Annotated in this window: 22 protein-coding genes; 11 read left to right on the forward strand and 11 right to left on the reverse strand. The window is 71.0% G+C overall.

Annotated features, from left to right (window positions below; translation table 11 throughout):
- Positions 1-5 precede the first annotated feature (5 nt).
- Together ACFSKW_RS08965 and ACFSKW_RS08970 are read right to left on the reverse strand one after the other, a co-directional pair.
- Positions 6-1,529, reverse strand: coding sequence for an MFS transporter (locus tag ACFSKW_RS08965; protein WP_379571086.1), 1,524 nt, complete (start codon positions 1,527-1,529; stop codon positions 6-8).
- A gap of 2 nt (positions 1,530-1,531) precedes the next feature.
- Positions 1,532-1,951: an NAD(P)H-dependent oxidoreductase gene (locus ACFSKW_RS08970; protein ID WP_379571088.1), complete on the reverse strand. Its 420-nt coding sequence runs from the start codon at positions 1,949-1,951 to the stop codon at positions 1,532-1,534.
- 65 nt (positions 1,952-2,016) lie between these two features.
- Between ACFSKW_RS08970 and ACFSKW_RS08975 the strand changes: the two genes are divergently transcribed.
- Complete coding sequence (locus ACFSKW_RS08975; RefSeq protein ID WP_379571090.1) at positions 2,017-5,226, forward strand: AfsR/SARP family transcriptional regulator; 3,210 nt, start codon at positions 2,017-2,019, stop codon at positions 5,224-5,226.
- Here ACFSKW_RS08975 and ACFSKW_RS08980 read toward each other — a convergent pair.
- The 3 genes from ACFSKW_RS08980 to ACFSKW_RS08990 form a co-directional block, all read right to left on the reverse strand.
- Positions 5,184-6,128, reverse strand: coding sequence for an NYN domain-containing protein (locus ACFSKW_RS08980; RefSeq protein ID WP_354906116.1), 945 nt, complete (start codon positions 6,126-6,128; stop codon positions 5,184-5,186). The genes ACFSKW_RS08975 and ACFSKW_RS08980 overlap by 43 nt on opposite strands.
- Before the next feature lie 105 nt (positions 6,129-6,233).
- Positions 6,234-6,434: an acyl-CoA carboxylase subunit epsilon gene (locus tag ACFSKW_RS08985; protein ID WP_379571092.1), complete on the reverse strand. Its 201-nt coding sequence runs from the start codon at positions 6,432-6,434 to the stop codon at positions 6,234-6,236.
- Complete coding sequence (locus tag ACFSKW_RS08990; RefSeq protein WP_379571094.1) at positions 6,431-8,029, reverse strand: acyl-CoA carboxylase subunit beta; 1,599 nt, start codon at positions 8,027-8,029, stop codon at positions 6,431-6,433. Before ACFSKW_RS08990 ends, ACFSKW_RS08985 begins: the two co-directional genes overlap by 4 nt.
- Positions 8,030-8,198: 169 nt before the next feature.
- Here ACFSKW_RS08990 and ACFSKW_RS08995 point away from each other — a divergent pair, with 169 nt between their 5' ends.
- From ACFSKW_RS08995 to ACFSKW_RS09010, 4 genes are all read left to right on the forward strand, one after another.
- Entirely contained in the window at positions 8,199-8,963 is a 765-nt protein-coding gene (locus ACFSKW_RS08995; protein WP_379571096.1) for an ABC transporter ATP-binding protein, read from the forward strand.
- Positions 8,939-10,498 (forward strand): hypothetical protein, encoded by a 1,560-nt coding sequence (locus tag ACFSKW_RS09000; protein ID WP_379571098.1) that lies wholly within the window; start codon positions 8,939-8,941, stop codon positions 10,496-10,498. Before ACFSKW_RS08995 ends, ACFSKW_RS09000 begins: the two co-directional genes overlap by 25 nt.
- Positions 10,499-10,562: 64 nt before the next feature.
- Complete coding sequence (locus ACFSKW_RS09005; RefSeq protein WP_379571100.1) at positions 10,563-13,187, forward strand: phosphoenolpyruvate carboxylase; 2,625 nt, start codon at positions 10,563-10,565, stop codon at positions 13,185-13,187.
- Positions 13,184-13,615 carry a GNAT family N-acetyltransferase gene (locus tag ACFSKW_RS09010; RefSeq protein ID WP_379571102.1) on the forward strand — a complete coding sequence of 144 codons (432 nt, stop codon included), beginning with the start codon at positions 13,184-13,186 and terminating at the stop codon, positions 13,613-13,615. The genes ACFSKW_RS09005 and ACFSKW_RS09010 overlap by 4 nt, the downstream gene beginning before the upstream one ends.
- A gap of 159 nt (positions 13,616-13,774) precedes the next feature.
- Here ACFSKW_RS09010 and ACFSKW_RS09015 read toward each other — a convergent pair whose 3' ends face one another.
- From ACFSKW_RS09015 to fdhD, 6 genes are all read right to left on the reverse strand, one after another.
- Positions 13,775-14,917 (reverse strand): DUF418 domain-containing protein, encoded by a 1,143-nt coding sequence (locus tag ACFSKW_RS09015; RefSeq protein ID WP_379571104.1) that lies wholly within the window; start codon positions 14,915-14,917, stop codon positions 13,775-13,777.
- Positions 14,918-15,253: 336 nt separating this feature from the next.
- Complete coding sequence (locus ACFSKW_RS09020; protein ID WP_379571106.1) at positions 15,254-16,366, reverse strand: epoxide hydrolase family protein; 1,113 nt, start codon at positions 16,364-16,366, stop codon at positions 15,254-15,256.
- Between the two features lie 47 nt (positions 16,367-16,413).
- Entirely contained in the window at positions 16,414-17,064 is a 651-nt protein-coding gene (locus ACFSKW_RS09025; RefSeq protein ID WP_379571519.1) for an MFS transporter, read from the reverse strand.
- Positions 17,013-17,783, reverse strand: coding sequence for an MFS transporter (locus tag ACFSKW_RS09030; protein ID WP_379571108.1), 771 nt, complete (start codon positions 17,781-17,783; stop codon positions 17,013-17,015). Before ACFSKW_RS09030 ends, ACFSKW_RS09025 begins: the two co-directional genes overlap by 52 nt.
- Before the next feature lie 163 nt (positions 17,784-17,946).
- Entirely contained in the window at positions 17,947-18,360 is a 414-nt protein-coding gene (locus ACFSKW_RS09035; protein WP_379571110.1) for a peptidase inhibitor family I36 protein, read from the reverse strand.
- An 84-nt stretch (positions 18,361-18,444) separates the two neighbouring features.
- Positions 18,445-19,272: a formate dehydrogenase accessory sulfurtransferase FdhD gene (fdhD, locus tag ACFSKW_RS09040; protein WP_379571112.1), complete on the reverse strand. Its 828-nt coding sequence runs from the start codon at positions 19,270-19,272 to the stop codon at positions 18,445-18,447.
- Positions 19,273-19,656: 384 nt separating this feature from the next.
- Here fdhD and ACFSKW_RS09045 point away from each other — a divergent pair, with 384 nt between their 5' ends.
- From ACFSKW_RS09045 to ACFSKW_RS09070, 6 genes are all read left to right on the forward strand, one after another.
- Complete coding sequence (locus tag ACFSKW_RS09045; protein WP_379571114.1) at positions 19,657-20,502, forward strand: biotin--[acetyl-CoA-carboxylase] ligase; 846 nt, start codon at positions 19,657-19,659, stop codon at positions 20,500-20,502.
- A gap of 33 nt (positions 20,503-20,535) precedes the next feature.
- Positions 20,536-21,048: a PH domain-containing protein gene (locus ACFSKW_RS09050; RefSeq protein ID WP_379571116.1), complete on the forward strand. Its 513-nt coding sequence runs from the start codon at positions 20,536-20,538 to the stop codon at positions 21,046-21,048.
- Between the two features lie 11 nt (positions 21,049-21,059).
- Positions 21,060-22,016 carry an adenylate/guanylate cyclase domain-containing protein gene (locus ACFSKW_RS09055; RefSeq protein WP_379571118.1) on the forward strand — a complete coding sequence of 319 codons (957 nt, stop codon included), beginning with the start codon at positions 21,060-21,062 and terminating at the stop codon, positions 22,014-22,016.
- A 16-nt stretch (positions 22,017-22,032) separates the two neighbouring features.
- Positions 22,033-23,118 carry an S-(hydroxymethyl)mycothiol dehydrogenase gene (locus tag ACFSKW_RS09060; RefSeq protein ID WP_379571120.1) on the forward strand — a complete coding sequence of 362 codons (1,086 nt, stop codon included), beginning with the start codon at positions 22,033-22,035 and terminating at the stop codon, positions 23,116-23,118.
- Positions 23,115-23,711, forward strand: coding sequence for an MBL fold metallo-hydrolase (locus tag ACFSKW_RS09065; RefSeq protein WP_379571122.1), 597 nt, complete (start codon positions 23,115-23,117; stop codon positions 23,709-23,711). Before ACFSKW_RS09060 ends, ACFSKW_RS09065 begins: the two co-directional genes overlap by 4 nt.
- 304 nt (positions 23,712-24,015) lie before the next feature.
- Positions 24,016-24,195: a (2Fe-2S)-binding protein gene (locus ACFSKW_RS09070; protein WP_379571124.1), complete on the forward strand. Its 180-nt coding sequence runs from the start codon at positions 24,016-24,018 to the stop codon at positions 24,193-24,195.

Genomic DNA, 24,195 nt, shown 5'->3' on the forward strand with positions numbered 1-24,195 from the left:
GCGCGTCATGCTCCCGTCAGGACCTCCTCCCGCTCCACCGGCGCGGGAGCCGCCGTGGGAGGGACCCGCCGCAGCAGCGTCACCGCCAGCACCGCCGCGCCCACAGTGAGCACCGCCGCGACCGCCCCTGCCACGTTCAGCCCGCTGGTGAAAGCCGCCCGCGCCGCCTCGGCGAGCGCCGCACCCTCCGCCGAGGGCAGGTCCGAGGCCGCCGCGAGCGCACCCGAGATGGTGTCGGCAGACCCCGCGGGCATCTCGCTCCGGTAGACGACCGTGCCGATGGTGCCCAGCAGCGCGATCCCGAGCGAGACGCCGAGGTCGCTGGCCGTCGTGTTCACCGCCGATGCGGCGCCTGCCTTCTCGGGAGGAGCGGCGCCGATCACCAGGTTCGTGGTCAGCGCCATCGTGGGCGCGATGCCCGGGTAGAGGATGTAGAACCCGGTGATGAGCAGCGGCAGCCCCGACACGCTGCCCACCTGGGTCAGCACCAGGTACCCGAGCGCCGACAGCAGCGCCCCCGCCGCCACGACGTACGCGGGCCGAACCCGGCGCGCGATCACCGGCGACAGCGTCGAGACCACCACGAGCGCCAGCGCGGCGGGCAGGATCCACAGGCCCGCCTGCAGCGGCGACAGCTGGGCCACGAGCTGCAGATACTGGGTGAAGAGCAGGTAGACCCCGCCGAGCGCGATCGCCGAGAGCAGGAAGACGCCCAGCGCGCCGCTGAAGGTGCGGTTGGCGAACAGGCGCATGTCGAGCAGCGGGTTGTCGAGACGGAGCTGGCGGCGGGCGAAGACCGTCGCGAAGACGAGGCCCGCGACGAGCGACACGAGCGCGGCCGCCGACAGGCCGGCCTTGGCCAACTCCTTCACCCCGTAGACGATCGGCAGCAGCGTCGCCATCGACAGCAGCACGCTCGGCACGTCGGCCCTGCCCGCGCGCGGCGCCCGGTACTCGGGCACCAGGGCGGGCGCGGCGATCAGCACGACGGCCATGACGGGCACGCCCGCCAGCAGCGCGGCACCCCACCAGTACGACTCCAGGAGCAGCCCGCCGACGAGCGGGCCGACGGCGACGCCGACCGAGACGGAGGCGGCCCACATGCCGATCGCGCTCGCCCGCTGCCTGTCGTCCCTGAACATGTTGCTGATCAGCGAGAGCGTGGACGGCATGACGGCCGCGGCGCCGATTCCCATCACCGCGCGGGCGGCGATCAACAGCTCGGCGCCGGGCGCGAACGCCGCGGCGGCGGAGGCGACGCCGAACGCGGCGGCGCCGAACAGCAGCACCTTGCGCCGGCCGATCCTGTCGCCGACGGTGCCCATGGCCACCAGCAGTCCGGCCATCATGAACCCGTAGATGTCATTGATCCACAGCAACTCGGCGCTACTGGGCCGCAGGTCGGCCGCGATGTGCGGGGTGGCCAGGAACAGCACCGTCATCGCCAGGAACAGCAGCACGGTGGGCAGGAGCAGCACGGCGAGGCCGAGCCACTGCCTGGCCCCCGCACGGGGAGTGGGCACAGACATGATCACTTCTCTCTCTTCAGAAGGGACAACACGCGGTCGGCCGAGCCGCGCCGGCCGTACCTGATGACCTCGTTCACGGTCACCGCGAAGACGGGCCGCAGCCGGGCGGCGGCGCCCTGGTCGTCGTCGCGGCCGGCGAAGGCCGCGGGCCTGGCCCGCCACTGCGGCGCGTACCAGGTGGCCAGCGAGTCGGGGAAGCACGCGGGGCGCACCACCACGAACGCGTCGGCCGCGGCCAGCCACGGCAGCAGATCGCGTACGGCAGGCGGCGTCGGCACCTCGCTCGAGCACACCTCGGGCAACCCCGCCACCTCGAGGTCGAGCAGGTCCACCTCGAAGCCGTGCGGGCAGGCGAGATGCCACAGCCATTCGGCCACTTCCAGCCCGTCGGCCCCGCCGCCGATGATGAACGCGAGTCGCATGTCCCACACCTTGCGGCGAAGGACTCCAGAAACCCTTCGGACAGGCTTTGGGTACTGTTTGCGGCATGCGCTTCGGGGTGCTCGGTCCGCTGGCCGTGTGGACGTCAGAGAGCAGGCCGGTCAGGATCCCCGAGCTGAAGGTCCGCGCGCTGCTGGCCGAGCTGATCGTGTCGGCGGGCACGGTGGTGCCCGCGGACCGGCTGATCGACCACCTGTGGGGCGAGAGCCTCCCCGTGAACCCGTCGGCGTCGCTGCAGACCAGGGTCTCCCAGCTGCGCAGGGTGCTGGAGGACGCCGAGGAGGGGGCGCGGCGGCTGGTGGTCTCCCGCGCGCCCGGCTACCTGCTCGACGTGCGGCCCGACGCCGTCGACACGGGCCGCTTCCAGGCCCTCGTCGCCCGGTCCCGTACGGCGGGCACCCCACGCGCCCGCGCCGACCTGCTGGGCGACGCGCTCGCGCTGTGGCGGGGACCGGCGCTGATCGAGTTCGCCGACGAGGACTTCGCAGGACCGGAGATCGCCAGGCTGGACGAGCTGCGCCTCGCGGCGATGGAGGAGCGGGCCGAGGCCAGGCTGGAGCTGGGCGAGCACGCCGTCCTGGCGGGCGAGCTCGGCGACCTGGTGACCCGCCATCCGCTGCGCGAGCGGCTGTGCGCCGTCCACCTGCGGGCCCTCTACCGGTCGGGACGGCAGAGCGAGGCCCTGGACGGCTTCCGCGACCTGCGCGAACGCCTCGCCGACGAGCTGGGCGTCGACCCGAGCCGCGAGCTGGCGACGCTCCACCAGGCCATGCTCAGGCAGGATCCTTCGCTGGACGCGGTGCCCGCCGCGCCGCCGCCCACCAACCTGCCCGCCCCGCTCAGCGACCTGGTCGGACGGGCGCAGGCGCTCACCGAGGTGGCGACGCTGCTCGACAAGGGTCGCATGGTGACGCTGACCGGGCCTGGCGGCGTGGGCAAGACCAGCCTCGCGCTGGAGACGGCGAGGCGGCTGGCGGGTTCCTTCGCCGATGGCGCCTGGCTGGTCGAGCTCGGCTCGCTGCCCGCCCTGACGTCGGACGACGCCGCCTGCCGTACGCGCAGGGTCGAGGAGGCGGTGGCGGCCGTGCTCGGGGTGCGCGACGAGAGCGGCACGCTCAGCCTGGCCGAGTCGCTGCGCGGCAGGCAGATGCTGCTCGTTCTCGACAACTGCGAGCACGTGCTCGCTCCCGTGGCCGAGCTGGCGGGGAGACTGCTGCGGGCCGTGCAGGGGCTGCGGGTCGTGGCCACCAGCAGGAGGCCGCTGGGCGTCGCGGGCGAGCGGCTGTGGCAGGTCCCGCCGCTGGCCACGCCCAGCGCGGTGCGGCTGTTCGAGGCACGGGCGATGGCGCGCACGCCGGGCTTCGCCGTCGACGAGGGCAACGAGAAGGCGGTCGCCGCCATCTGCGAGCGGCTGGACGGGATCCCGCTCGCGCTGGAGCTGGCGGCCACCAGGGTGCGCGCGCTCGGCGTCCACGAGCTCGCCGCGCGCCTGGGCGTGCTCACCCCGGGGCGGGACGGCGCGCGCGGCACGCGACCTCGGACGCTCGACGGGTTCAAGGTGCTGGCCGAGGGCGGGAACGACGCGCCCGCCAGGCAGCGGACGTTGCGCGCGGTCATCGACTGGAGCTGGGACCTGCTCGGTGACGCCGAGCGGGCGGTGCTCCGCAGGCTGGCCGTCCACGCGGGCGGGTGCACGCTGCGCGCCGCGGAGGCCGTCGGCGGCGGCGCAGGGCTGGATGTCGTCGACCTGATGGCGGGCCTGGTCGACCACTCCCTGGTCACGGTCTCGACCGGCGCGGAGCCGCGCTACCGGCTCCTCGAATCGGTGGCCGCCTACTGCCGTGAACGCCTGGCGGAGGCGGGCGAGCTGGAGGAGATCGAGCGGCGGCACCTGCGTCACTACACCGAGCTGGCCGTCTCGGCCGAGCCGTACCTGAGGGGGCCCGAGCAGCGGGAGTGGCTGGCCAGGCTGGACGCCGAGAGCGCCAACCTGCGCGCCGCCCTCGACGCCGCCGTACGGCACGGCGGCGCGCCGCGCCTGGTCAACGCGCTGGCCTGGTACTGGGTACTGCGCGGGCGCCTGGGCGAGGGCCGCAGGTGGCTGGCCGCGGCCGTGGCGGCGGGCGGTCCCGGCGACGAGACGGGCACCACTCGCGTCTGGCTGAGCGCGTTCGCGCTGCGCATGGGCGAGGTGCTGGCCACCGGGACCGGCGAGCGGCCCGGCGACCTCGAAGGGCTGGCCGGGCGGGCCAGAGCCGAGTGGTTCCTCGCGCTGACCAGGCTCGGGGTGGGTGACGCCAAGCAGGGCGAGGACGAGATCGAGCGGATCCTCGACCTGTTCCGCGCCATCGGCGACGACTGGGGCGTGGCGGCCGCGCTCAGCACCCGCTCCAGGCAGGCGCTCGTGCGCGGCGACCTGCGGGCGATGGAGGCCGACGGCAGGCGGAGCATGACCATGTTCACCGCGCTCGGCGACCGGTGGGGCCGGCTGCACAACACGCTGACGCTGGGCGCGCACGCCGAGTACGTCGGCGACTACCCGCGCGCGGCGAGCACCCACACGGACGGCCTGCGCATCGCCGAGGAGCTCGGCCTGTGGAGCGAGGTCGCGGACAAACTGTCGGAGCTCGGCAGGATCGCACTGCTGGAAGGCGAGCACGCCAGGGCCGACGACCTGCACGAGCGGGCCGGCCGCCTGGCGAAGGAGCAGGGCTACACGATCGGTGAGGAGTACGCCGCGCTCGGACTCGCCCTCGGCGCCCGCCGCCAGGGCAGGCTGGAGGTGGCGGAGGCGCACCTGCGCACGTGGCTGGCGTGGAACCGTCAGGTCGACTCGGCCATCGCGATGGCGCTGATCCTGGCCGAGCTCGGCTTCGTCGCCGAACTGCGCGGCGACCTGGACGCCGCGCTCGCCCTGCATCTCGAAGGGCTCGCCGCCGCACGCGAGAGCGGCGGCTCACGCAGCGTCGCCCTCGCCTACGAGGGGCTGGCGGGCGCGCACGCGGCCAAGGGCCGCCCAGCGGAGGCGGCCCGCCTGCTCGGCGCGGCGGCGGCGATCAGGGAGTCGGTGGGCGCGCCGCTGCCCCCGGCCGAGCGTGGCGACGTCGACAGGATCACCGCCGCCGCGGTGGCGGCGCTCGGGCAGGAGCGCTTCGGCCTGGAGTACGAGACGTCGCGCGCCGACCTGCCCGCGGCCCTCAGTGGCGAGGGCCTCTACTTGGAGGAGACCCCCACGCCCAGGTCGAACTCGCGGTAGACGCGCGCCCAGAACCCGTCGCGCAGCCACACCCGTGCCTCAGGGTAGGGCCGCAGCGAGTGGCCGAGCTCCTTCTCCGCCTCGATGAGCAGTTCGGTGTCGATGACCGTCGGCAGGATCGGCCCCGGAAGCAGGTCCCTGATGTTGTCGCGACCGCGGGTGAGTATCCACTTCTGTGCCACGTGCTCGCCGACGTCCTCCACCCTGGGCCTGGACGGCCCGAGCTTGGCCACCTGGCCGGGCTTGACGTGCGGCTTCGGCGCGGCCGTACGGCCGGCGAAGACCTGCGCGGGCGACGGGGCCGTGACCGGCGGTACCACCGCCACGGGCTGCGGCGCACGGCTGAAAAACGGCCTCAGGAAGTCAGCGGAGATCACTTCGACGGTGTCGGACTCCCACACCAGGCGCTCGGCCTGGTTGGTGCCGTACGGCGGCTCGACGCCCCACAGGTGGATCCGCACGCCGTAGGCCTGGGCGGCCTCGACCGCGGGCACCATGTCCTCATCGCCCGCCAGCAGGATCGTGTCCGTCACCGCGTGATGCCTGGCCAGCGCCTCAAGGTCGCTCCTGATCTGGGCGTCAACGCCTTTCTGCTGGCCACGCGCGTTCAGATTGCCAAGCCGTACCTTCACCCAGGGAAGCTGGGCGATGACCCGCTGGTCAACGGTGGGCACACGGTCACGGGCGGCGTCATACCAATAGATCCGCAGGAGTTCGCCAGAAATACGTTGCTCCGCATGCTTCTGCAACGATTGGATGAGCTCATCGGCGGCAACCCGGTATTCCTTGCGCTCCTTGGCGCCGAGCAGTACTTCACCTGCCGCGGCATAGAGATAACCGACGTCCACAAGGACGGCGTACTTCGCCGCGACAGGGTGCGGCGTGAGGTCTGGGATGGCCATGTCGTCCTCCAGGCCGCGGTGCTCGTTGATCGGCTGACTATATACGCCTACTTTTCTAGATAGTCCCAACTCCCGGCGAACTTGACACCCGTTTCTCAGGATCCTCTAGGGCAAGGCGCTGTTTCGCCACGCCGACTTCCCAGGTACGAGCGGTTTACGCATGGTTCTGACCGGGTTTCGCCACGATTGGCGTTGTGGCTCCGGACGAAGATCCGGCTCGGCGTGTCGGGAAGCCAGAACCACCACCAGAGCCGCGATCTCCTCGGCGGTCGCGTTACCGCGAATAATTCGCAGATGAGACGTCATAGCGGGATGTTCCCATGTTTCTTCGGGGGCAGCGACGCCCGCTTGTTCCGCAGCGCGCGCAGCGCCCTGATGACCTGGACCCTGGTATCGGACGGCCGGATCACGGCGTCGACGTAGCCGCGCTCGGCGGCGAGGAACGGGTTGGCCAGAGTGTCCTCGTACTCGGTGACCAATCTGGCGCGCTCGGCGTCAGGGTCGTCGGCCCCGGCCAGCTCCCGCCGGTAGAGGATGTTGACCGCGCCCTGCGCGCCCATGACCGCGATCTGCGCGGTGGGCCAGGCCAAGTTGATGTCGGCGCCGAGGTGTTTGGAGCCCATGACGTCGTAGGCGCCGCCGTAAGCCTTGCGGGTGATGACCGTGACCAGCGGCACGGTGGCCTCGGCGTACGCATACAGCAGCTTGGCGCCCCGCCTGATGATTCCGTTCCATTCCTGGTCGGTGCCCGGCAGGAAACCCGGAACATCGACAAATGTCAACACGGGGATATTGAAAGCATCACAAGTGCGTACGAATCTTGCGGCCTTTTCGGATGCGGCAATATCGAGCGTTCCAGCGAAACTCATCGGCTGGTTGGCGACGATCCCGACCGAGCGGCCCTCGACCCTGCCGAAACCCACCACGATGTTCGGCGCGAACAGGGCGTGGACCTCAAGGAACTCGCCCTCGTCGAGCACGTGCTCGACGACCGTGCGCATGTCGTAGGGCTGGTTGGCCGAGTCGGGGATCAGCGTGTCGAGCTCGCGGTCCTCCTCGCTGACCTCCAGCTCGGCGTCGGCCTCGTAGGCCGGCGCCTCGTCCAGGTTGTTGGACGGCAGGTAGGACAGCAGCGCCCTGGCCAGGTCGAGGCAGTCGGCCTCGTCGGCCGCCTCGAAGTGCGCGACGCCCGACTTGGAGTTGTGCGTGTGGGCCCCGCCGAGCTCCTCGAAGCTCACCTCCTCGCCCGTGACCGTCTTGATCACGTCGGGGCCGGTGATGAACATGTGCGACTTCTCCTGAACCATCAGGATGAAGTCGGTCAGAGCAGGGGAGTAGACCGCCCCGCCCGCGCAGGGACCCATGACCAGGGAGATCTGCGGGACCACGCCCGAAGCGTGCACGTTGCGCTTGAAGATCTCGGCGAACAGGCCGAGCGCGACCACGCCCTCCTGGATCCTGGCCCCTCCGCCGTCGTTGATGCCGACGATCGGGCAGCCGACCTTGAGCGCGTGGTCCATGACCTTGACGATCTTCTCGCCGTAGACCTCGCCGAGCGAGCCGCCGAAGACCGTGAAGTCCTGGCTGTAGACGGCCACGGGCCGGCCGTCCACGGTGCCGTGGCCGGTGACCACCCCGTCGCCGTACGGCCTGTTGTTCTCGATCCCGAAGGCCGTCGCCCGGTGCCTGGCGAACTCGTCGAACTCGACGAAGGACCCCTCGTCGAGGAAGGCCGCCAGGCGCTCGCGGGCGGTCATCTTGCCCTTGGCGTGCTGCTTCTCCACGGCGCGGGCCGAGCCGGCGTGCACGGCCTCGTCCTGCCGCCGCTCGAAGTCGGCGAGCTTGCCCGCGGTGGTGTGGATGTCGATCTCTGGGGGCTCGGACGGCAGTGCGGCACTCATGTCCGTAAGACTAGTCCTGGGATCAAGACTCCTTCAGGCCGAACGGTCGCACCACTCGCGCATGGACCGCTCGGGCCGCCGTGCGACCACTGTCTCCACAAGGGAGCACTCACCTCATAAGCGGTCCGAGCCGTGCGCAACAGTGCCAAAAAGCACCAGACTGGTTCTCATGACGGAGGCAGTGCGCACAGAAGGCCTGTTCAAACGGTTCGGACAGCAGGTGGCGGTGGCGGGGGTGAACTTCACCGTGCCCGCGGGCAGCTTCGCGGGCCTGGTCGGCCCCAACGGCGCCGGCAAGACGACCACGCTCAGCATGATCACCGGCCTGCTCCGTCCCGACGGCGGCCTCGCCCAGGTCGGCGGCGTCGACGTGTGGCGCGACCCCGTCCAGATCAAGGCCCGCATCGGGGTGCTGCCCGAGGGGCTGCGGCTGTTCGAACGACTGTCGGGCCGCGAGCTGCTGCAGTACAACGGCCGCCTGCGCGGCATCCCCAAGGCCGAGGTCGAGCAGCGCGCAGAGGAACTGCTACGCGTCATGGACCTGGCCGACTCGGCCGACAAGCTCGTCGTCGACTACTCCACCGGCATGCGCAAGAAGATCGGCCTGGCCGCCGCGCTCCTGCACAACCCTTCCGTGCTCTTCCTCGACGAGCCCTTCGAGGGCGTCGACCCCGTCAGCGCCAACACGCTCACCGAGGTGCTCCAGCGCTACACCGCCTCCGGTTCCACGGTCATCTTCTCCAGCCACGTCATGGACCTGGTCGAGCGGCTGTGCGACTGGGTGTCGGTGATGAGCGGCGGCCACATCGTCGCCCAGGGCCCCATCGACGAGGTCCGGGCCGGACGCAGCCTCAACCAGGCCTTCCTCGACCTCGTCGGCGTACGGCAGGGCGGAGAGGAGGGGCTGACGTGGTTGGGCTCTTCGTCGCACTGAAGATCAGGCTGATCGCCGGAGGCCTGCGCGGCGACACCCAGCGCATCCTCGGCTTCGTCTTCTCCCTGCTCGCCGCGCTCGTCGTGGCGGCCGGCGGCTTCCTGCTGCTGACACTGCTCCGACTGGCCTCACCGCAGGTCGCCGCCGACGTCGGGATGATCGCCTTCACCGGCCTGCTGGTCTGCTGGGCGACCGTGCCGCTGCTGGCCTTCGGGCTCGACGACACCCTCGACCCTGCCAGGCTCGCCCTGTTCCCGCTGCGCACGGGACAGCTGGCGACCGGCATGTTCGCCGCCTCGGTCACCGGCGTGTGGCCGATCGTCTCGCTCGTCGTCACGGCGGGCGCGCTCGTCGGTCTCGCGAGAGGGGCAGGCGGCTTCCTGCTCGGCGTCGTCGCGGTGATCCTGCAGTTCGCGCTCTGCATCGTCACCTCCCGGCTCATCACGACCGCGCTGTCGGGGCTGCTGCGCTCGCGCAGGGGCCGCGACCTGCTGGCCGTCGCCGTCATCGTGGTCGTGCTGATGGCCCAGCTGCCCAACCTGATCGTCAACCGCGGCCTGAGCGGCGACCCCCTCGCGATGCTGCACAGCCTCGCCTCCGTGCTGCGCTGGACGCCGCCCGGCTGGGCCGCCCACGCCATCAGCGACGGCGGCGCGACCGGCGCGCTCGAACTGGCCGCGCTCGCCGTGCTCGTCCTCCTGCTCGGCTGGCTGTGGATCAGGGCGCTCGGCCGCGCCCTCGTCACGACCGACGCCTCCACCCAGGCGGCCTCGGTGCGCAGGTCCAGCGGCGTGCTCGACCGGTTCCTGCCCGACGGCCAGGTCGCGGCCGTGGTGTCGAAGGAGCTGAAGTACGCCAGGCGCGACCCGCGCGGGCGCGTCGGCTGGTTCGCCTCCATCGCGGTGACATGCGTACTGGCCTTCTCCATCAACGGCGACGGCTCGGCCGGCGGCGCCGGCGCCGCGATCGGCCCCGCCTGCGTCGGCGCGCTGCTGATCGGCATGCAGCAGTGCAACAGCTTCGGCATCGACGGCCGCTCCCTGTGGATGAACGCCGTCGTCTACGGCGACAGCCGTGACCTGCGCGGCGACCTGGCGGGCCGCCACCTGGCCGTGGCGATCATCGCGGTCCCTCTCCTGGTGGCGCTCGGCGTCATCGGCGGGGTGTTCGCCGGCAGCATGGCCTGGGCCGTGCCCGCCGTCCTGACCGCGTGGGGCGTGCTCGGCATCGGGCTCGGCGTCGGCGCGGTGACCAGCGTGCTCGTGCCGTACACGGTGCCCGACCGGCTCAACGCCTTCACCGGCGCCGCGCCGGGCCAGGGCGGGGTGGCCTTCGTGGCCTCGTTCGGCGCCATGATCGTCACCGCGCTGCTTGCGCTGCCTGTCGCGCTGCCCGTGCTCCTGGGCGTCGGCTGGATGAGCGCGGTGGCGCTGCCGTACGGCTTCGCGCTGGCGTGGGCGGGCAGGCGGCTGGCGGGCATGTGGGGCTACCCGCGCATGCCCGAGCTCCTCGCCGCGGTCTCCAGGCCCACCTAATGGTCTAGTCCATTTGGTGAGACCGGTCTCCAGTCGCGCGAGACGAGTAGATATCGTGCGAGACATGATTGACCAGGCCATCCCGCGCCACAGTGCCGTCAGCGAGATGCCCGACGAGCTCCGCCGCGACGTGCGGCTGCTCGGCGAGCTGCTGGGCCAGGTGATCGCCGAGCAGGGCGGTCCCGGGCTCCTGGAGGATGTCGAACGCCTGCGCAAAGCGGTCATCGGCGCACGCCGCCGCGAGGTGTCCCACGAACAGGTGGAACGCCTCGTGGGCGAGTGGGAGATCGACAGGGCGGTCCAGATCGCCCGGGCGTTCACCTGCTACTTCCACCTGGCCAACCTGGCCGAGGAGCACTACCGCATCCGCACCCTGCGCGAGCGCGACGCCGGCGCCGCCGTCCAGCGCGAGTCGCTGGCCTCCGCCGTCGAGGAGCTGGGCAAGGAGCGCGTCGCCGAGCTGGTCGAGGACCTCGAACTGCACCCCGTGCTGACCGCGCACCCCACAGAGGCGCGCAGGCGCGCGGTCGTCACGGCCATCCAGCGCATCAGCGGACAGCTGACCGAGTTCAACACACCGGGCCGCGGCTCCTCCGAACGTGCGGAGAGCAGGCGCAGGCTCCTGGAAGAGATCGACATCCTCTGGCGTACGGCCCAGCTGCGCAACACCAAGCTCGACCCGCTCGACGAGGTGCGCACCGCGATGGCCGCCTTCGACGAGACGCTCTTCCGCGTCGTCCCGCAGGTCTACCGCTCCCTCGACGCCGCCCTCGACGAGGGCACGGGCACCCGCGCGCCGCTGGCCAGGCCGTTCATCCGCTACGGGTCGTGGATCGGCGGCGACCGCGACGGCAACCCCAACGTCACCGCCAAGGTCACCAGAGAGGCCGTCCTCATCCAGGCCGAGCACGTGCTGACCGCGCTGGAGACCGCCACCTCCCGCATCGCCCGCACGCTCACCGCAGCCGCCCAGTTCACACCGCCCTCCACCGAGCTGCGCAAGGCGCTGGCCGCCGCCCAGGACGCCAACCCCGACCTGGTGTCCGAGCTGGCCACCCGCTCGCCTGCCGAGCCGCACCGGCAGTGGCTGCTGTTCGTCGCCGCCCGCATCGGCGCCACCCGCAGACGCGACCTCGACCTGGCCTACCGCGCGCCGTCCGACCTGCTGTCCGACCTGCGCCTGGCGCAGGAGTCGCTGGCCCAGGCGGGCGCCGGCAGGCAGGCCTACGGCGAGCTGCAGCACCTCATCTGGCAGGTGGAGACGTTCGGCTTCCACCTCGCCGAACTCGAGGTGCGCCAGCACTCCCAGGTCCACGCCGCCGCGCTCGAAGAGATCCGCGCGGGCGGGACGCTGTCGGAGCGGACCGAGGAGGTCCTGGCCACGATCAGGGTCATCGCCTGGATCCAGGAGCGCTTCGGCGTCACCGCCTGCTCGCGCTACGTCGTGTCCTTCACCCGCAGCGCCGACGACATCGCCGCCGTCCACGAGCTGGCCTTCCACGCGCTGGGCGAGCGCGCGCCCGTCCTCGACGTGGTGCCGCTCTTCGAGTCCGGACAGGACCTCGACAACTCGGCCGGCGTGCTCGCCGGCATGCTCGACCTGCCGCAGGTGCAACGCCGCCTGGCCGACAACGACCGCCGCGTGGAGGTCATGCTCGGCTACTCCGACTCCGCCAAGGAGCTCGGCCCCGCCGCGGCGACGATGAAGCTGTACGAGGCGCAGGAACGGCTGACCGCGTGGGCGGTGGCCAACGACGTCAAGCTCAGGCTCTTCCACGGCCGCGGCGGCGCGCTCGGCCGCGGCGGCGGTCCCGCCAACAGGGCCGTCCTCGCCCAGGCGCCCGGATCGGTCGCGGGCCGCTTCAAGGTGACCGAGCAGGGCGAGGTCATCTTCGCCCGCTACGGCCACCAGGCCATCGCCCGCCGCCACATGGAGCAGGTCGCCAACGCGGTGCTGCTCGCCTCCTCCCCGATCATCGGCGAACGCACCGCGACCGCCGCCGCCCGCTTCAGAGGCCTGGCCTCCCGGGTGGCCAACGCCTCCGAGCAGGCCTACCGCGCTCTCACCGAGGCTCCCGGTTTCCCCGAGTGGTTCGCGCTGGTCAGCCCGCTGGAGGAGATCGGCTCGCTGCGCCTCGGCTCCCGCCCCGCGCGGCGCGGGCTGGGCGCGCCCCGCTCCCTCGACGACCTGCGCGCCATCCCGTGGGTGTTCGCCTGGGCGCAGACGCGGGTCAACCTGCCCGGCTGGTACGGCCTGGGCAGCGGGCTCGCCTCCGTCGAGGACATCGGTGAGCTGCAGGCCGCCTACAAGGAGTGGCCGCTGTTCGCCTCCCTGCTCGACAACGTCGAGATGTCACTCGCCAAGACCGACCGGTCCATCGCCGCCCGCTATCTCGGCCTCGGGGGCAGGCCCGACTTCGAGGCGCAGGTGCTGGAGGAGTACGACAGGACCAGACGGCTCGTGCTGACGGTGACCGGGCACTCCAGGCTGCTGGAGAACAGGAAGGTGCTCTCGCGGGCCGTACAGCTGCGCGACCCCTACGTGGACGCCCTGTCCCACCTGCAGCTGCGCGCGCTCACCGCGTTGCGGACCACCGAGAACCTCACCGACGACGAACGCGAACGGCTGTCGACACTGCTGCTGCTGTCAGTGAACGGCGTCGCCGCGGGATTGCAGAACACCGGATGATCAGACTCGCTCGCGCCGAGGATCTGCCCACGATCGAGAAGATCGTCGCCGAGGCGTACCAGCCGTGGGCGGAGATCATCGGCATCCGCCCCAAGCCGATGGACGACGACTACGCCGCGCACCTGGCCGCCGGGCACGTGTTCGTCCTCGACGACCTGCGCGGGCTGATCGTGCTGGTGCCCGAGGACGGCGTGCTGTACGTGGACAACGTGGCGGTCCGGCCCGACCAGCACGGCCAGGGTCTGGGCAGGCGGCTGCTCGCCTTCGCCGAGGCGCGGGCGGCGGAGCTGGGCCTGCCCGCGCTGCGGCTCATCACCAACGCCAAGATGACCCCGAACATCGCGCTCTACCAGCGGCTCGGCTACACCGTCACCACGGTGGAGCGGATCGGCGGGCGCGAGGTGGTCTTCATGCGCAAGGAGCTGTAGCTCAACACAGAGTTACCGAAATGTCGTGAAAGGTGGCAACACTTCGCGGCTGCGGGACCACAATGTCAGTGAGCGCCCGTACGTCAGGGCGCTGTCCGCGCGTGCCCCAGGCCCTTCCCCCTCGCCCGGGGCCCGCGCGGCCCTCTTCGCGCGGGCCGGTCACCTCAGGTTCGTCAGGGCGCGCAGGGCGTACTCGATGGGGCCGTAACGGTGGTCGCGCAGCCACCACGCGCTCAGCGCCGCCAGCACCGCGTAGATCAGCACGGCCACGCCCATGACCGCGACCGGCGCGAGCTTGCCGCCCAGCGCCAGGCCGTACCCGGTGAAGACCAGGCACATCAGCACCGACTGGCCGATGTAGTTGGAGGCCGCCACCCGGCCGGGGTTGGACAGCACCGCTCCGACCGCGGGGAAACGCCTGACCAGCTGGAGCAGCGTGACCACGTAGGCGGCGGACAGGAGCAGCGAGGCGATGTCGTTGACCGCCAGGCCGACCAGCTGCCAGGAGCCGGAGGCGGTGTTGGACCAGGTGAAGAACACCGCGGCGGGCAGTCCGACGCCGAAGCCCACCAGCTGGACGCGCGGCACGAGGTGCGCCCAGCGCTCGCGCTCCTCGAACAGGCGCGACTTGCCCGCCGCCATCCCGAACAGGAACAGGGCCATCGCCATCGGGCCCTGCCCGAGCCAGACGAACGCCGCGAGCGTCGGGTAGGTCTCGAACTGGTAGGTGAGGAAGTCCAGCGGGCTCCCTGTGACCAGTGTCTCCGCCCTCGCGACCGCCGCGTGGTCGACGGCGGCGGCCGTACCCGCGGCGGGGTCGAGCAGGGTCAGCCCGGCCAGCGCCACCCAGACAACCGTGAGCACGCCGATGATCGCTGACCCGGTGATGACGGCGGTCCGCGGGCGGACGTTGCGCATGGCCAGCAGGATCAGGCCGAGGGCGGCGTAGAGGGTCAGGATGTCGCCGATCCACAGCAGGAACCCCTGCGCCACGCCCAGCGCGAACAGGCCGAGACAGCGGCGCAGCATCCTCCCCTTGACCTTGTCGCCCCACGAGCGCATCTGCAGCGTGAAGGAGTAGCCGAACAGGAAGGAGAAGATCACGTAGAACTTCGTGAGGACCAGGGTGCTGACGAGGGCCGCGACGGGGCCCTCGGTGATCGGCATCGCGCCGCTGCCCGTGGCGTAGCCGGGGTCGGCGAAGAAACCGATGTTCGCCAGCAGGATGCCGGCGAGGGCGAAGCCGCGGACGGCGTCGATCTCGTGGATGCGCCTGGTCGGGGGTGCCACGGTCTGCGTCATGACCTCGACGCTAGAGATCGTCTACGGCCCGCGCATCGAACCTCGGACGCTCCCGCATCCGACCAAAGTCGCCGTTCGGTTCGTTCTTAGGACCGTGGCGCCCTCGGTGCTCCCGAGCCGCCGCCCACATCGCGCCCTCGGGTCCCCGGCCCGGCGTCCACGTCGAGTCTCCGGTTGCCCGGCCCGGCGTCCACGCCGGGCCCTCGGTGCTCCCGAGGTGCTCCGGGTCGGCCCGCGGAAGACCTCATGGCCCGGCACGCGGGGGACCCCGGACACGCGGAGGACCCCGGACACGCGGAGGACCCCGGACACGAGGTGTCCGGGGTCCCGGGTGGGTCAGAGGGCGGCGAAGAACGCCCTGACGTCCTCGACGAACGCCTCGGGCTGCTCGAGCGGCAGGAAGTTCCCGCCCCGCTCGAGTTCCGTCCACCGCACCACCGGAGCGTCCCGCTCGGCGAACCGGCGGATCGTGATGTCGGTGCCCTTGGCCAGCGCCACTGCCGTCGGGACGGTGCTGCGCTCCTTCGGCGCCCATGCGGCGGGGTCGTGCGCGTTCTCGTAGTAGAGGTTCGCCGACGAGCCCGCGGTCCCCGTGAACCAGTACACGCTCACGTTGGTCAGCAGGTTGTCCAGCCCGACCGCGTCCTCGGGCAGCTCCGCCGCCGGGTCCGTCCACTCCTTGAACTTCTCGACTATCCACGCGAGCTGCCCCACCGGCGAGTCGTGCAGGCCGTACGCGACCGTCTGCGGCCTGGTCGACTGCTGGACGTTGAAGCCCATCATGTCGTCCCTGAAGTGCTGCAACTTGGCCAGCCGCGCCTGCTCGTCCTCCGTCAGCCCCGCGAAGTCCTGCGGGTCGTCGGAGGGGAAGGTGACGTATCCGTTGACGTGGGCGCCGATCACACGCTCGGGAGCCTGGCGCCCCATCTCGATCGCGTACCAGGCGCCGCCGCCCTGGCCCTGCACGCCGTACCTGTCGTAGCCGAGCCGGTCCATCAGCTCGACGAACGCGGTCGAGATCTTGCCGGTGCTCCAGCCGGGACCGGCCAGCGGTCCCGAGAAGCCGACGCCGGGGGCGTTGGCCGCGACCACGTGGAAGTCGCGGGAGAGCTCCTCGATCACCTCGACGAACGCCACGAACGAGGCGGGCCAGTCGTGCAGGAGCAGCAGCGGCGTAGCCTCCGGGTCGGCGGAGCGGACGTGCGCGAAGTGGATGTTCTGGCCGTCGATCTCGGTGGTGAACTGCGGGAAGCGGTTCAGCCGCGCCTCCTGCGCGCGCCAGTCGAATCCGTCGGCCCAGTAGGCGGCCAGCTGCTTCAGGTAGCCGGCGGGCACCCCGCGGCTCCAGCCCTGGCCGGGGATCTCCCCGCTCCATCGGGTACGGCGCAGCCGCTCGCGCAGGTCGTCGACGTCGGCCTGGGGGATCTCGATGCGGAAGGGGTGAATCATGACGGGTCCTTTCAGGGAGGTGTCGGTCCAGCGGGGCGGGAGCGTGGTCAGTGCACGAACTCGGTGTCGGTACGGCCCTGCTTGGGCAGCATCAGGCCCACGAGGAAGGTCGCCGCGATCATCACGGCCGCCACCGCGAGGGTGGTCTCCACACTGTTGGTGCCGAAGTAGACGGTGCCGAGGACGGCCAGGCCGAGCGCGTTGCCGACCTGCTGGATGGCGGTGAGGGTGCCCGAGGCCGAGCCGGTCTCCTGCGGGTCGACGGCGGCCATCACGATGGTGAAGTAGGGGCCCATGATCAGCCCGCTGCCCAGGCCGACGAAGGCGAGCGCGGGGGCGAGCTGCCACGGGGTGACGCCGGGCTCGGCGATGACCAGCAGGGCCAGCACGGCCAGGCCCATGACGACCGCGCCAGCGAGCAGGACCTTGCGTCCGTACTTCTGGGTGGCCTGCGCGACGCCCATGCCGGCGATCATTCCGATGGAGGACGGCACGCCGGTCAGCGCCGCCTTCAGGGGAGAGAAGCCGAGGCCGAGCTGGGTGTAGAGGCCGATGACCAGGAACACGCCGCCGAACGCGGCGAAGTAGATGGCGCCGACGGCCAGGCCGGAGACGAACGCGGGCTTGCGGAACAGCGAGGGGGCGATCAGTGGGTCGCGGCCGAGGCGGCCATCATCGCGAACGTCCAGATCGGCCAGCCGTGCTCGCCGCCCTGGACCAGCGGGAAGACGATCAGGACGGTGCCGAGGGAGGCGAGGATCGCGCCGGGCAGGTCGAGCTTGACGCCGCCCGCGGGAGGGGAGGAGGGCAGGAAGCGGGCCGCCGCGATGACGGCCGCGATGCCGACCGGGAGGTTGATCAGGAAGATCATCCGCCAGCCGGTGCCGAACAGGTCGGCGCTGACCAGCCAGCCGGCGAGGATCGGACCGCCGATCGCCGACAGGCCCATGACCGGGCCGAACAGCCCGAATGCCGCCTGTAGTTCCTTCGGCGGGAACATCTCCTTCATGAGCCCGAGCCCCTGCGGGATCATGGCCGCGCCGAACAGGCCCTGCAGGACCCTGGCGGCGATCATCGTCTCGGGGGAGACGGCGACCGCGCAGAACATCGAGCCGATCGTGAAGCCGGTGACGCCGATGAGGAACATCCGCTTGCGACCGGCGATGTCCCCGAGCCTGCCGCCGATCAGCAGGCCCGCGGTCATGGCCAGCGTGTAGGCGGCGCCGAGCCACTGGATCAGCGAGGTGCCGCCGCCGAGCTCGGTGCGCATGGTGGGGCCCGCGATGTGGGTGACGGTGGCGTCGAGCAGTTCCATCACCGAGCCGGCGAGGATCACGAACAGCGCGGGCCAGCGCCGGCGGTAGGCGACGTTCTCCTGGGGGGTCGTCACCACGGGGCGGGTGTCGAGGGCAGTCATCGCAGGCCTCCTGCATTGGAACGGCTTGTTCTGTTCCAGAATAGCAGAACGGAATGCTTCATTCCATAGAAGAGCCAGGATCCTTTGTGATGGGCGCGGTCGGGGTGGGGCATGCGAACGGCCCGGCATCGTGAGCACGATGCCGGGCCGTCGATCGCCCTTGTCAGGAGTGGGTCTTGACCCTGAACTCCTGGTCGGTGCCGCAGGACGGGCCGTTCGGGCCGCCGATGCGAACAGAGCTGAAGAAGTCGCGGTAGGTGCTGAAGAAGTTGCCCTTGCCGCCCGGGGTGGTCACGGCAGAACAACCGCCGAAGTCGGCTTCGGAGTAGAGGTGGATGTAGGAGCCGGTCCTGTTCCAGTCGGACTTGGCCCTGTCGTCCATGTTCAACGCGGCCAGAGAAGGCGTGCTGGCCTGGATCTCGATGATGTCACCCGTGCCATCGAGGCCCGAGAACATGCAGTAGTAGCCGGCGTGGCAACGGTCGTAGCCATCGGCGGCATGGGCGGGAGCGGTCGGCAGGATGGACAGCGCAACGGCCGCGATCGGTAACGCCAGCATGTGAAGCTTCTTGTCCACTACCTCTCCTTTAGTGAAACTTTTCTTCGACGGACTTTACGAAGATACATGACTCGATCTTGCTGGTGAAGAGGGCGTGAACGGCTACAGAGCGATGCGCTCCCTGCCCGAGTAGACGTTGCACCGCTCCTCGCGCAGGAACCCGACCAGCGTCATCCCGAACTCCCTGGCCAGGTCGACCGCCAGCGACGACGGGGCCGACACCGCGCACACCATCGGGATGCCCGCGGCCAGCGCCTTCTGCATGATCTCGTAGCTGGCCCTGCCGCTGACCATCAGCGCGTGCCCGGCGAGCGGCTTCCCGGTCAGCGACGCCCACCCGACCAGCTTGTCGACCGCGTTGTGCCTGCCGACGTCCTCTCTGAGCGCCACCAGCGCGCCGTCTGCCGTGAACAGCCCGGCCGCGTGCAGGCCACCGGTCTTGCCGAAGCCGCCCTGCGCCTCCCTCAGCCGGTACGGCATGCCGTACAGGATCTCGGGGGTGATCGACAGCTCGCCCTGGGGGAGGGGGCGGCAGCGGTCGCGCAACGCGTCGAGGCTGGCCGAGCCGCAGACCCCGCACGCGCTGGAGGTGACGAAGTGGCGGTCGAGTGCGGGCAGGTCGGGGAGCGGGCCGTCGAGCGCGACCGTGACCGTGTTGTAGCGAGCCTCGGGCGTCACGTCCTCGTCGGTGCAGTAGCCGATGGCCTTGATCTCGCCGGGCCTGGCCAGCCCCTCGCCGTGCAGGAACCCGGCCGCCAGCTCGAAGTCGTGGCCGGGCGTGCGCATGGTGATGGCCACGGTTCTGCGCTCGCCGCCCTGAGCGGTGACACGGATCTCCATGGGTTCTTCGGTGGCCAGGTAGTCCCGCCGGTCTCTGGCGCGGTTTCCGGAGATTTCCGTGATGTGGGCGCGGGTGGTCGGGGTCGTCACCTTTCGTACCCTACTTTCGTCACCTACGCCGTACCGCTCGTGGAGGTGGCCGCGTCACCGTCGCCGATCCTGCCGAGCGTCGCGACGGCGTTGACGGAGGAGATGCGGACGTCGGGAGAGCTCACCCCCTCATCTTCCTCCGGGGGGAGGGCCCGGCGAAGGACCCCGGCCTACGGCCGTTCCGAAACCCGCCGTCTGCCCGAGAACCTCCGGCCGACCGCCGCCCCGCGCGCCGCCGGTGGCGACGACCCCGCGCTCGGGAGAAGACGCCCGCCGGCCACCGGTCCGCACTTTGGCGGTGACTTGGAGCGAACCCCCGAGATCGGGGGTTGCGGTCGGCCGAATCGGGCGCGGTGGGGGGTCAAACTGGGGGAAGATGGTCAGGTGTCCGATTCTCGCTTCGCCGACCTCGACCGCCCGCCGCTGAACCAGGCGGCGCTCACCCGCGCCCTGGTCAGGCCGGGCAGCCTGTGGACGGACCTCACGGTCGTGGACCGCACCGGATCCACCAACGCGGACCTCGCCCGGCGGGCCAGGGAAGGCGTGAGGGAGGGGGCGGTGCTGATCGCCGAGGCCCAGTTCGCGGGCCGCGGCAGGCTGGGCCGCGTTTGGAACGCGCCACCTCGCTCGGGGCTGACCTTCTCCGTGCTGCTGCACCCCCAGGTGCCGCACGCGCGCCAGGGCTGGCTGCCGCTGCTGTTCGGTGTGGCCGCGGCCTCCGCCGTACGGCGTGTCGCGGAGCTGGACGTCAGACTGAAGTGGCCCAACGACCTGCTGGTCGGGGAGAGGAAGCTGGCGGGCATCCTGGCCGAGCGGCTCGAGAGCGGCGCGGTCGTCGTCGGCATGGGGCTGAACGTCTCGCTCCGCACGACCGAGCTGCCCGTCGACACCGCCACCTCCATCGCCATCGAGCTCGAGGCGACGCACACGGAACACGACCGCGAACGCCCGCAGGGCACCGACAGGGACCCGCTGATCAGGGCCATCCTGAGAGAGATCGAGAGCCACTACCGCGACTGGACCGCGGCGGACGGCGACGCCGACGCCTCCGGCCTGCGCGCCGCCTACCTGGCCTCCAGCGCCACGATCGGCCGTGAGGTGCGGGTGGAGCTGCCGGGCGAGCGGATACTGGCCGGCACCGCCACGGGCGTCGACGTGTCGGGGCACCTGCAGGTCGCGGGCCAGACGTTCAGCGCGGGCGACGTGGTCCACGTTCGCCCTTCTTCGTAGCGTTCGGCGAGGGTCCGTGCCACGATTTCTGCCATGACTCTCCCGGATCACCACCTGACTCAGGGCGAACGGCGCATCAGGTCGTTCCACCCGCACTGGAAGCGGCTCGTCGGGCCCGCGGTCGCGCTCGTCCTCATCCTCGCCGCCACCGGTGTCGGGCTGTACCTGATCCCGGGCGGCTGGGAGTTCGCGCTGTACGGCAGGGCGGCGGTCATCGTGATCGCGGTCATCCTGCTGACGATCTGGTCGTTCGTCCCCTACCTGCAGTGGAAGAACACCGGCTACGTGCTCACCACGCACCGCTTCACGATCAGCACCGGCGTGCTGAACAAGTCGACCGACGAGATCCCCCTCACCAAGGTCAACTCGGTCAGTTCCGACCAGTCCTTCGCCGAGCGGATGCTGGGCTGCGGCACGCTGACCGTCGAGTCGGCCAGCGACCAGGGCCAGCTCGCCCTCCGTGACATCCCGAGGATTCAGGACGTGCGGGCCGACCTGTTCCGTGCCGTCGAGGACGTCTCCGACGGCGACGTCGACGGAAGGTAGTCGTCACGACGATGAGGCCGACGGCGGAGGAGATCGAGCGGCTGCTGGTCGGCGCCACGCCCCGCTACACCAGGGAGCAGGTCGCCGCGGGAGCGGGCGTGTCGCAGGAGCTCGCCGAACGGATCTGGCGCGCCCTGGGGTTCGCGACGCACGCCGACGACGCGGTGGCGTTCTCCGACGCGGACGTGGCCGCGCTGCGCAGGGTGCGCAAGATGCTCGAGGGCGGGCTGCTGGACGAGCCCACGGTCATCCGCCTGGCCAGGGCGCTCGGCCAGACCACCGCCAGGCTCGCCCAGTGGCAGGCCGAGATCATGATCGGGGCGATGCTGCCGGAGGAGGAGCCGTCCGACGGCGACCTCGCCAGGATCCTGGAGACGTCACAGCAGCTGCTTCCCGACTTCGAGCACGTGCTCGTCCACGTCTGGCGGGCCCAGCTCGCCGCCGCGGGGACCCGCCTGCTCGCGATGGCCGACATCAACGACGAGCGGGTGCCGACGCGCGTGTCGATCGCGGTCGGATTCGCCGACCTGGTCTCCTTCACCAGGCGGTCGAGGGAGCTGTCGGAGCGGGAGCTCGCCGAGCTCGTGGAGGGGTTCGAGTCGCGGGCCTCCGACGTGGTCGCCGCCCACGGGGCGAGGCTGGTCAAGACGCTGGGCGACGAGGTGCTGTTCACCGCTCCCACCCAGGCGCAGGCCGCCGAGATCGCGCTCGACCTCATCGAGACGGGCCAGCTGCGCATCGGCATGGCCTACGGTCCTGTGGTGCCGATGATGGGCGACGTGTTCGGCACGACCGTCAACCTGGCCGCCAGACTGACCGCCATCGCCAGGCCCGGCACGATCGTCATCGACGCGGAGCTGGCCGAGGGGCTGGCCGACAAGGACTTCGGCCTGCACAAGATCCGCCGCCGACCTGCGAGAGGTCTCGGCGTGGTGCAGCCGTATGTCTTGCGGAGATCATCGTCCTGAGCAGATGATGAACGGCATGCCGTACGAAGTCCAGGGCGTCATCGCCCGAGGTAAGGGCCAGGATGTCTCCGTCGAGACCGTACTCGTGCCGGACCCGGGGCCGGGCGAGGCGGTCGTGGCCGTGAAGGCGTGCGGCGTCTGCCACACCGACCTCCACTACCGGGAGGGCGGGATCAACGACGACTTCCCGTTCCTGCTCGGCCACGAGGCGGCGGGTGTCGTCGAGGCGGTCGGTGAGGGGGTCACCGAGGTGGCGCCGGGCGACTACGTGATCCTCAACTGGCGCGCGGTCTGCGGCAACTGCCGCGCCTGCCTGCGCGGCCGGCCCTGGTACTGCTTCGCCACCCACAACGCCACACAGAAGATGACGTTGAAGGACGGCACAGAGCTCAGCCCCGCGCTCGGCATCGGCGCCTTCATCGAGAAGACGCTGGTCGCGGCGGGCCAGTGCACCAAGGTCTCCGCCGAGGCCCCGCCCGAGGTCGCCGGCCTGCTCGGCTGCGGCGTGATGGCGGGCCTGGGCGCCGCGCTCAACACGGGCAACGTCTCGCGAGGCGACACGGTGGCCGTCATCGGCTGCGGCGGTGTCGGCGACGCGGCCGTCCTCGGCGCCTCGCTCGCCGGAGCCGTGAAGATCATCGCGGTGGACGTCGACGACCGCAAGCTGGCCTGGGCCCGCGACTTCGGCGCCACCGACGTCGTGAACGCGGGCGAGCAGGACCCCGTCGCCGCGATCCGCGCGCTGACCGGCGGGTTCGGCGCCGACGTCGTCATCGAGGCGGTCGGCCGCCCCGAGACCTACAAGCAGGCCTTCTACGCTCGTGACCTGGCGGGCGTCGTCGTCCTCGTGGGCGTCCCCACGCCGGCGATGGAGCTGGAACTGCCGCTGCTGGACGTCTTCGGCCGCGGGGGCGCGCTCAAGTCCTCCTGGTACGGCGACTGCCTGCCCTCACGCGACTTCCCCATGCTGATCGACCTCTTCCTGCAGGGCAGGCTCCCGCTCGACAAGTTCGTGTCGGAGACGATCTCGCTCGGCCAGGTCGAGGAGGCCTTCGCCAGGATGCACAGGGGCGAGGTCCTGCGTTCGGTGGTGACGCTGTGATCGACAGGGTCGTCACCTCGGGCACGTTCTCCCTCGACGGCGGCACGTGGGACGTCGACAACAACGTCTGGCTGGTCGGCGACGCGCGCTCGGTGATCGTCATCGACGCCGCCCACTCCGCCGAGAAGATCGCCGAGCGGGTGGGCGGCAGGACCGTCGCCGCGATCGTGTGCACCCACGCGCACAACGACCACATCAACGCGGCCGCCGTCCTGTCGGAGCTGACCGGCGCGCCGATCCTGCTGCACCCCGCCGACCAGGTGCTGTGGGAGATGGAGTACGGCGACGACGTGCGGTACACGCCGCTGGAGGACGGCCAGAAGCTGGCGTCGGGCGGCGTGGAGCTCCAGGTCATCCACACGCCTGGCCACGCGCCGGGCGCGGTGTGCCTCTACGCGCCCGAGCTGGGCGCGGTCTTCACCGGCGACACGCTGTTCGAGGGCGGGCCCGGCGCGACGGGTCGGTCGTTCTCCTCCAGGGAGACGCTCGTCGAGTCGATCAGGACCAGGTTGCTGGTGCTGCCGCACGAGACCGTCGTGCACACCGGCCACGGCAACTCCACCACCATCGGCGCGGAGAGCCCCTCCTTCTAGGAGCCCCGCGTACGCCTCCGGAGGGAGTGGCGCCCCCATCCGGAGGCGCACGGCCGCCGCGCGGACGTGCGACCGGGGGCGGACGCGTCGGCGCGCCCGGCGCGGCATGCTTGGGGAAAGCGTGACCGGATCCTGATCCGTAGCCGTCCTGCTACCCAGCGAAACCTATCCCGAGGGAGCAATGTCCCCTCGTGGGTGATTTATGCCTGTGTCGCACTCCACATAGGCAAGCCTAACCATCATGGGTTATCTTAGGTGTGCCTAACCTTTTAAGTGCCGTTCCTGCGAGAGGTCTGTCTCCCCGATGTACGTATGCGTCTGCCGCGCCGTGACCGAGAACGAGGTCCACGACTGCATCGCCGCGGGCGCCAAGAGCGCGCGGCAGATCCGCGACACCACGGGCGCCGGGGCGGACTGTGCCTCTTGCGTGCGGAAGATCTGTGCGATCCTGAAGCGGTCAGAGGACTTGATTCCGACCGCATAG

This window comes from Nonomuraea mangrovi (genome assembly GCF_042681425.1).
Taxonomy (GTDB): domain Bacteria; phylum Actinomycetota; class Actinomycetes; order Streptosporangiales; family Streptosporangiaceae; genus Nonomuraea; species Nonomuraea mangrovi.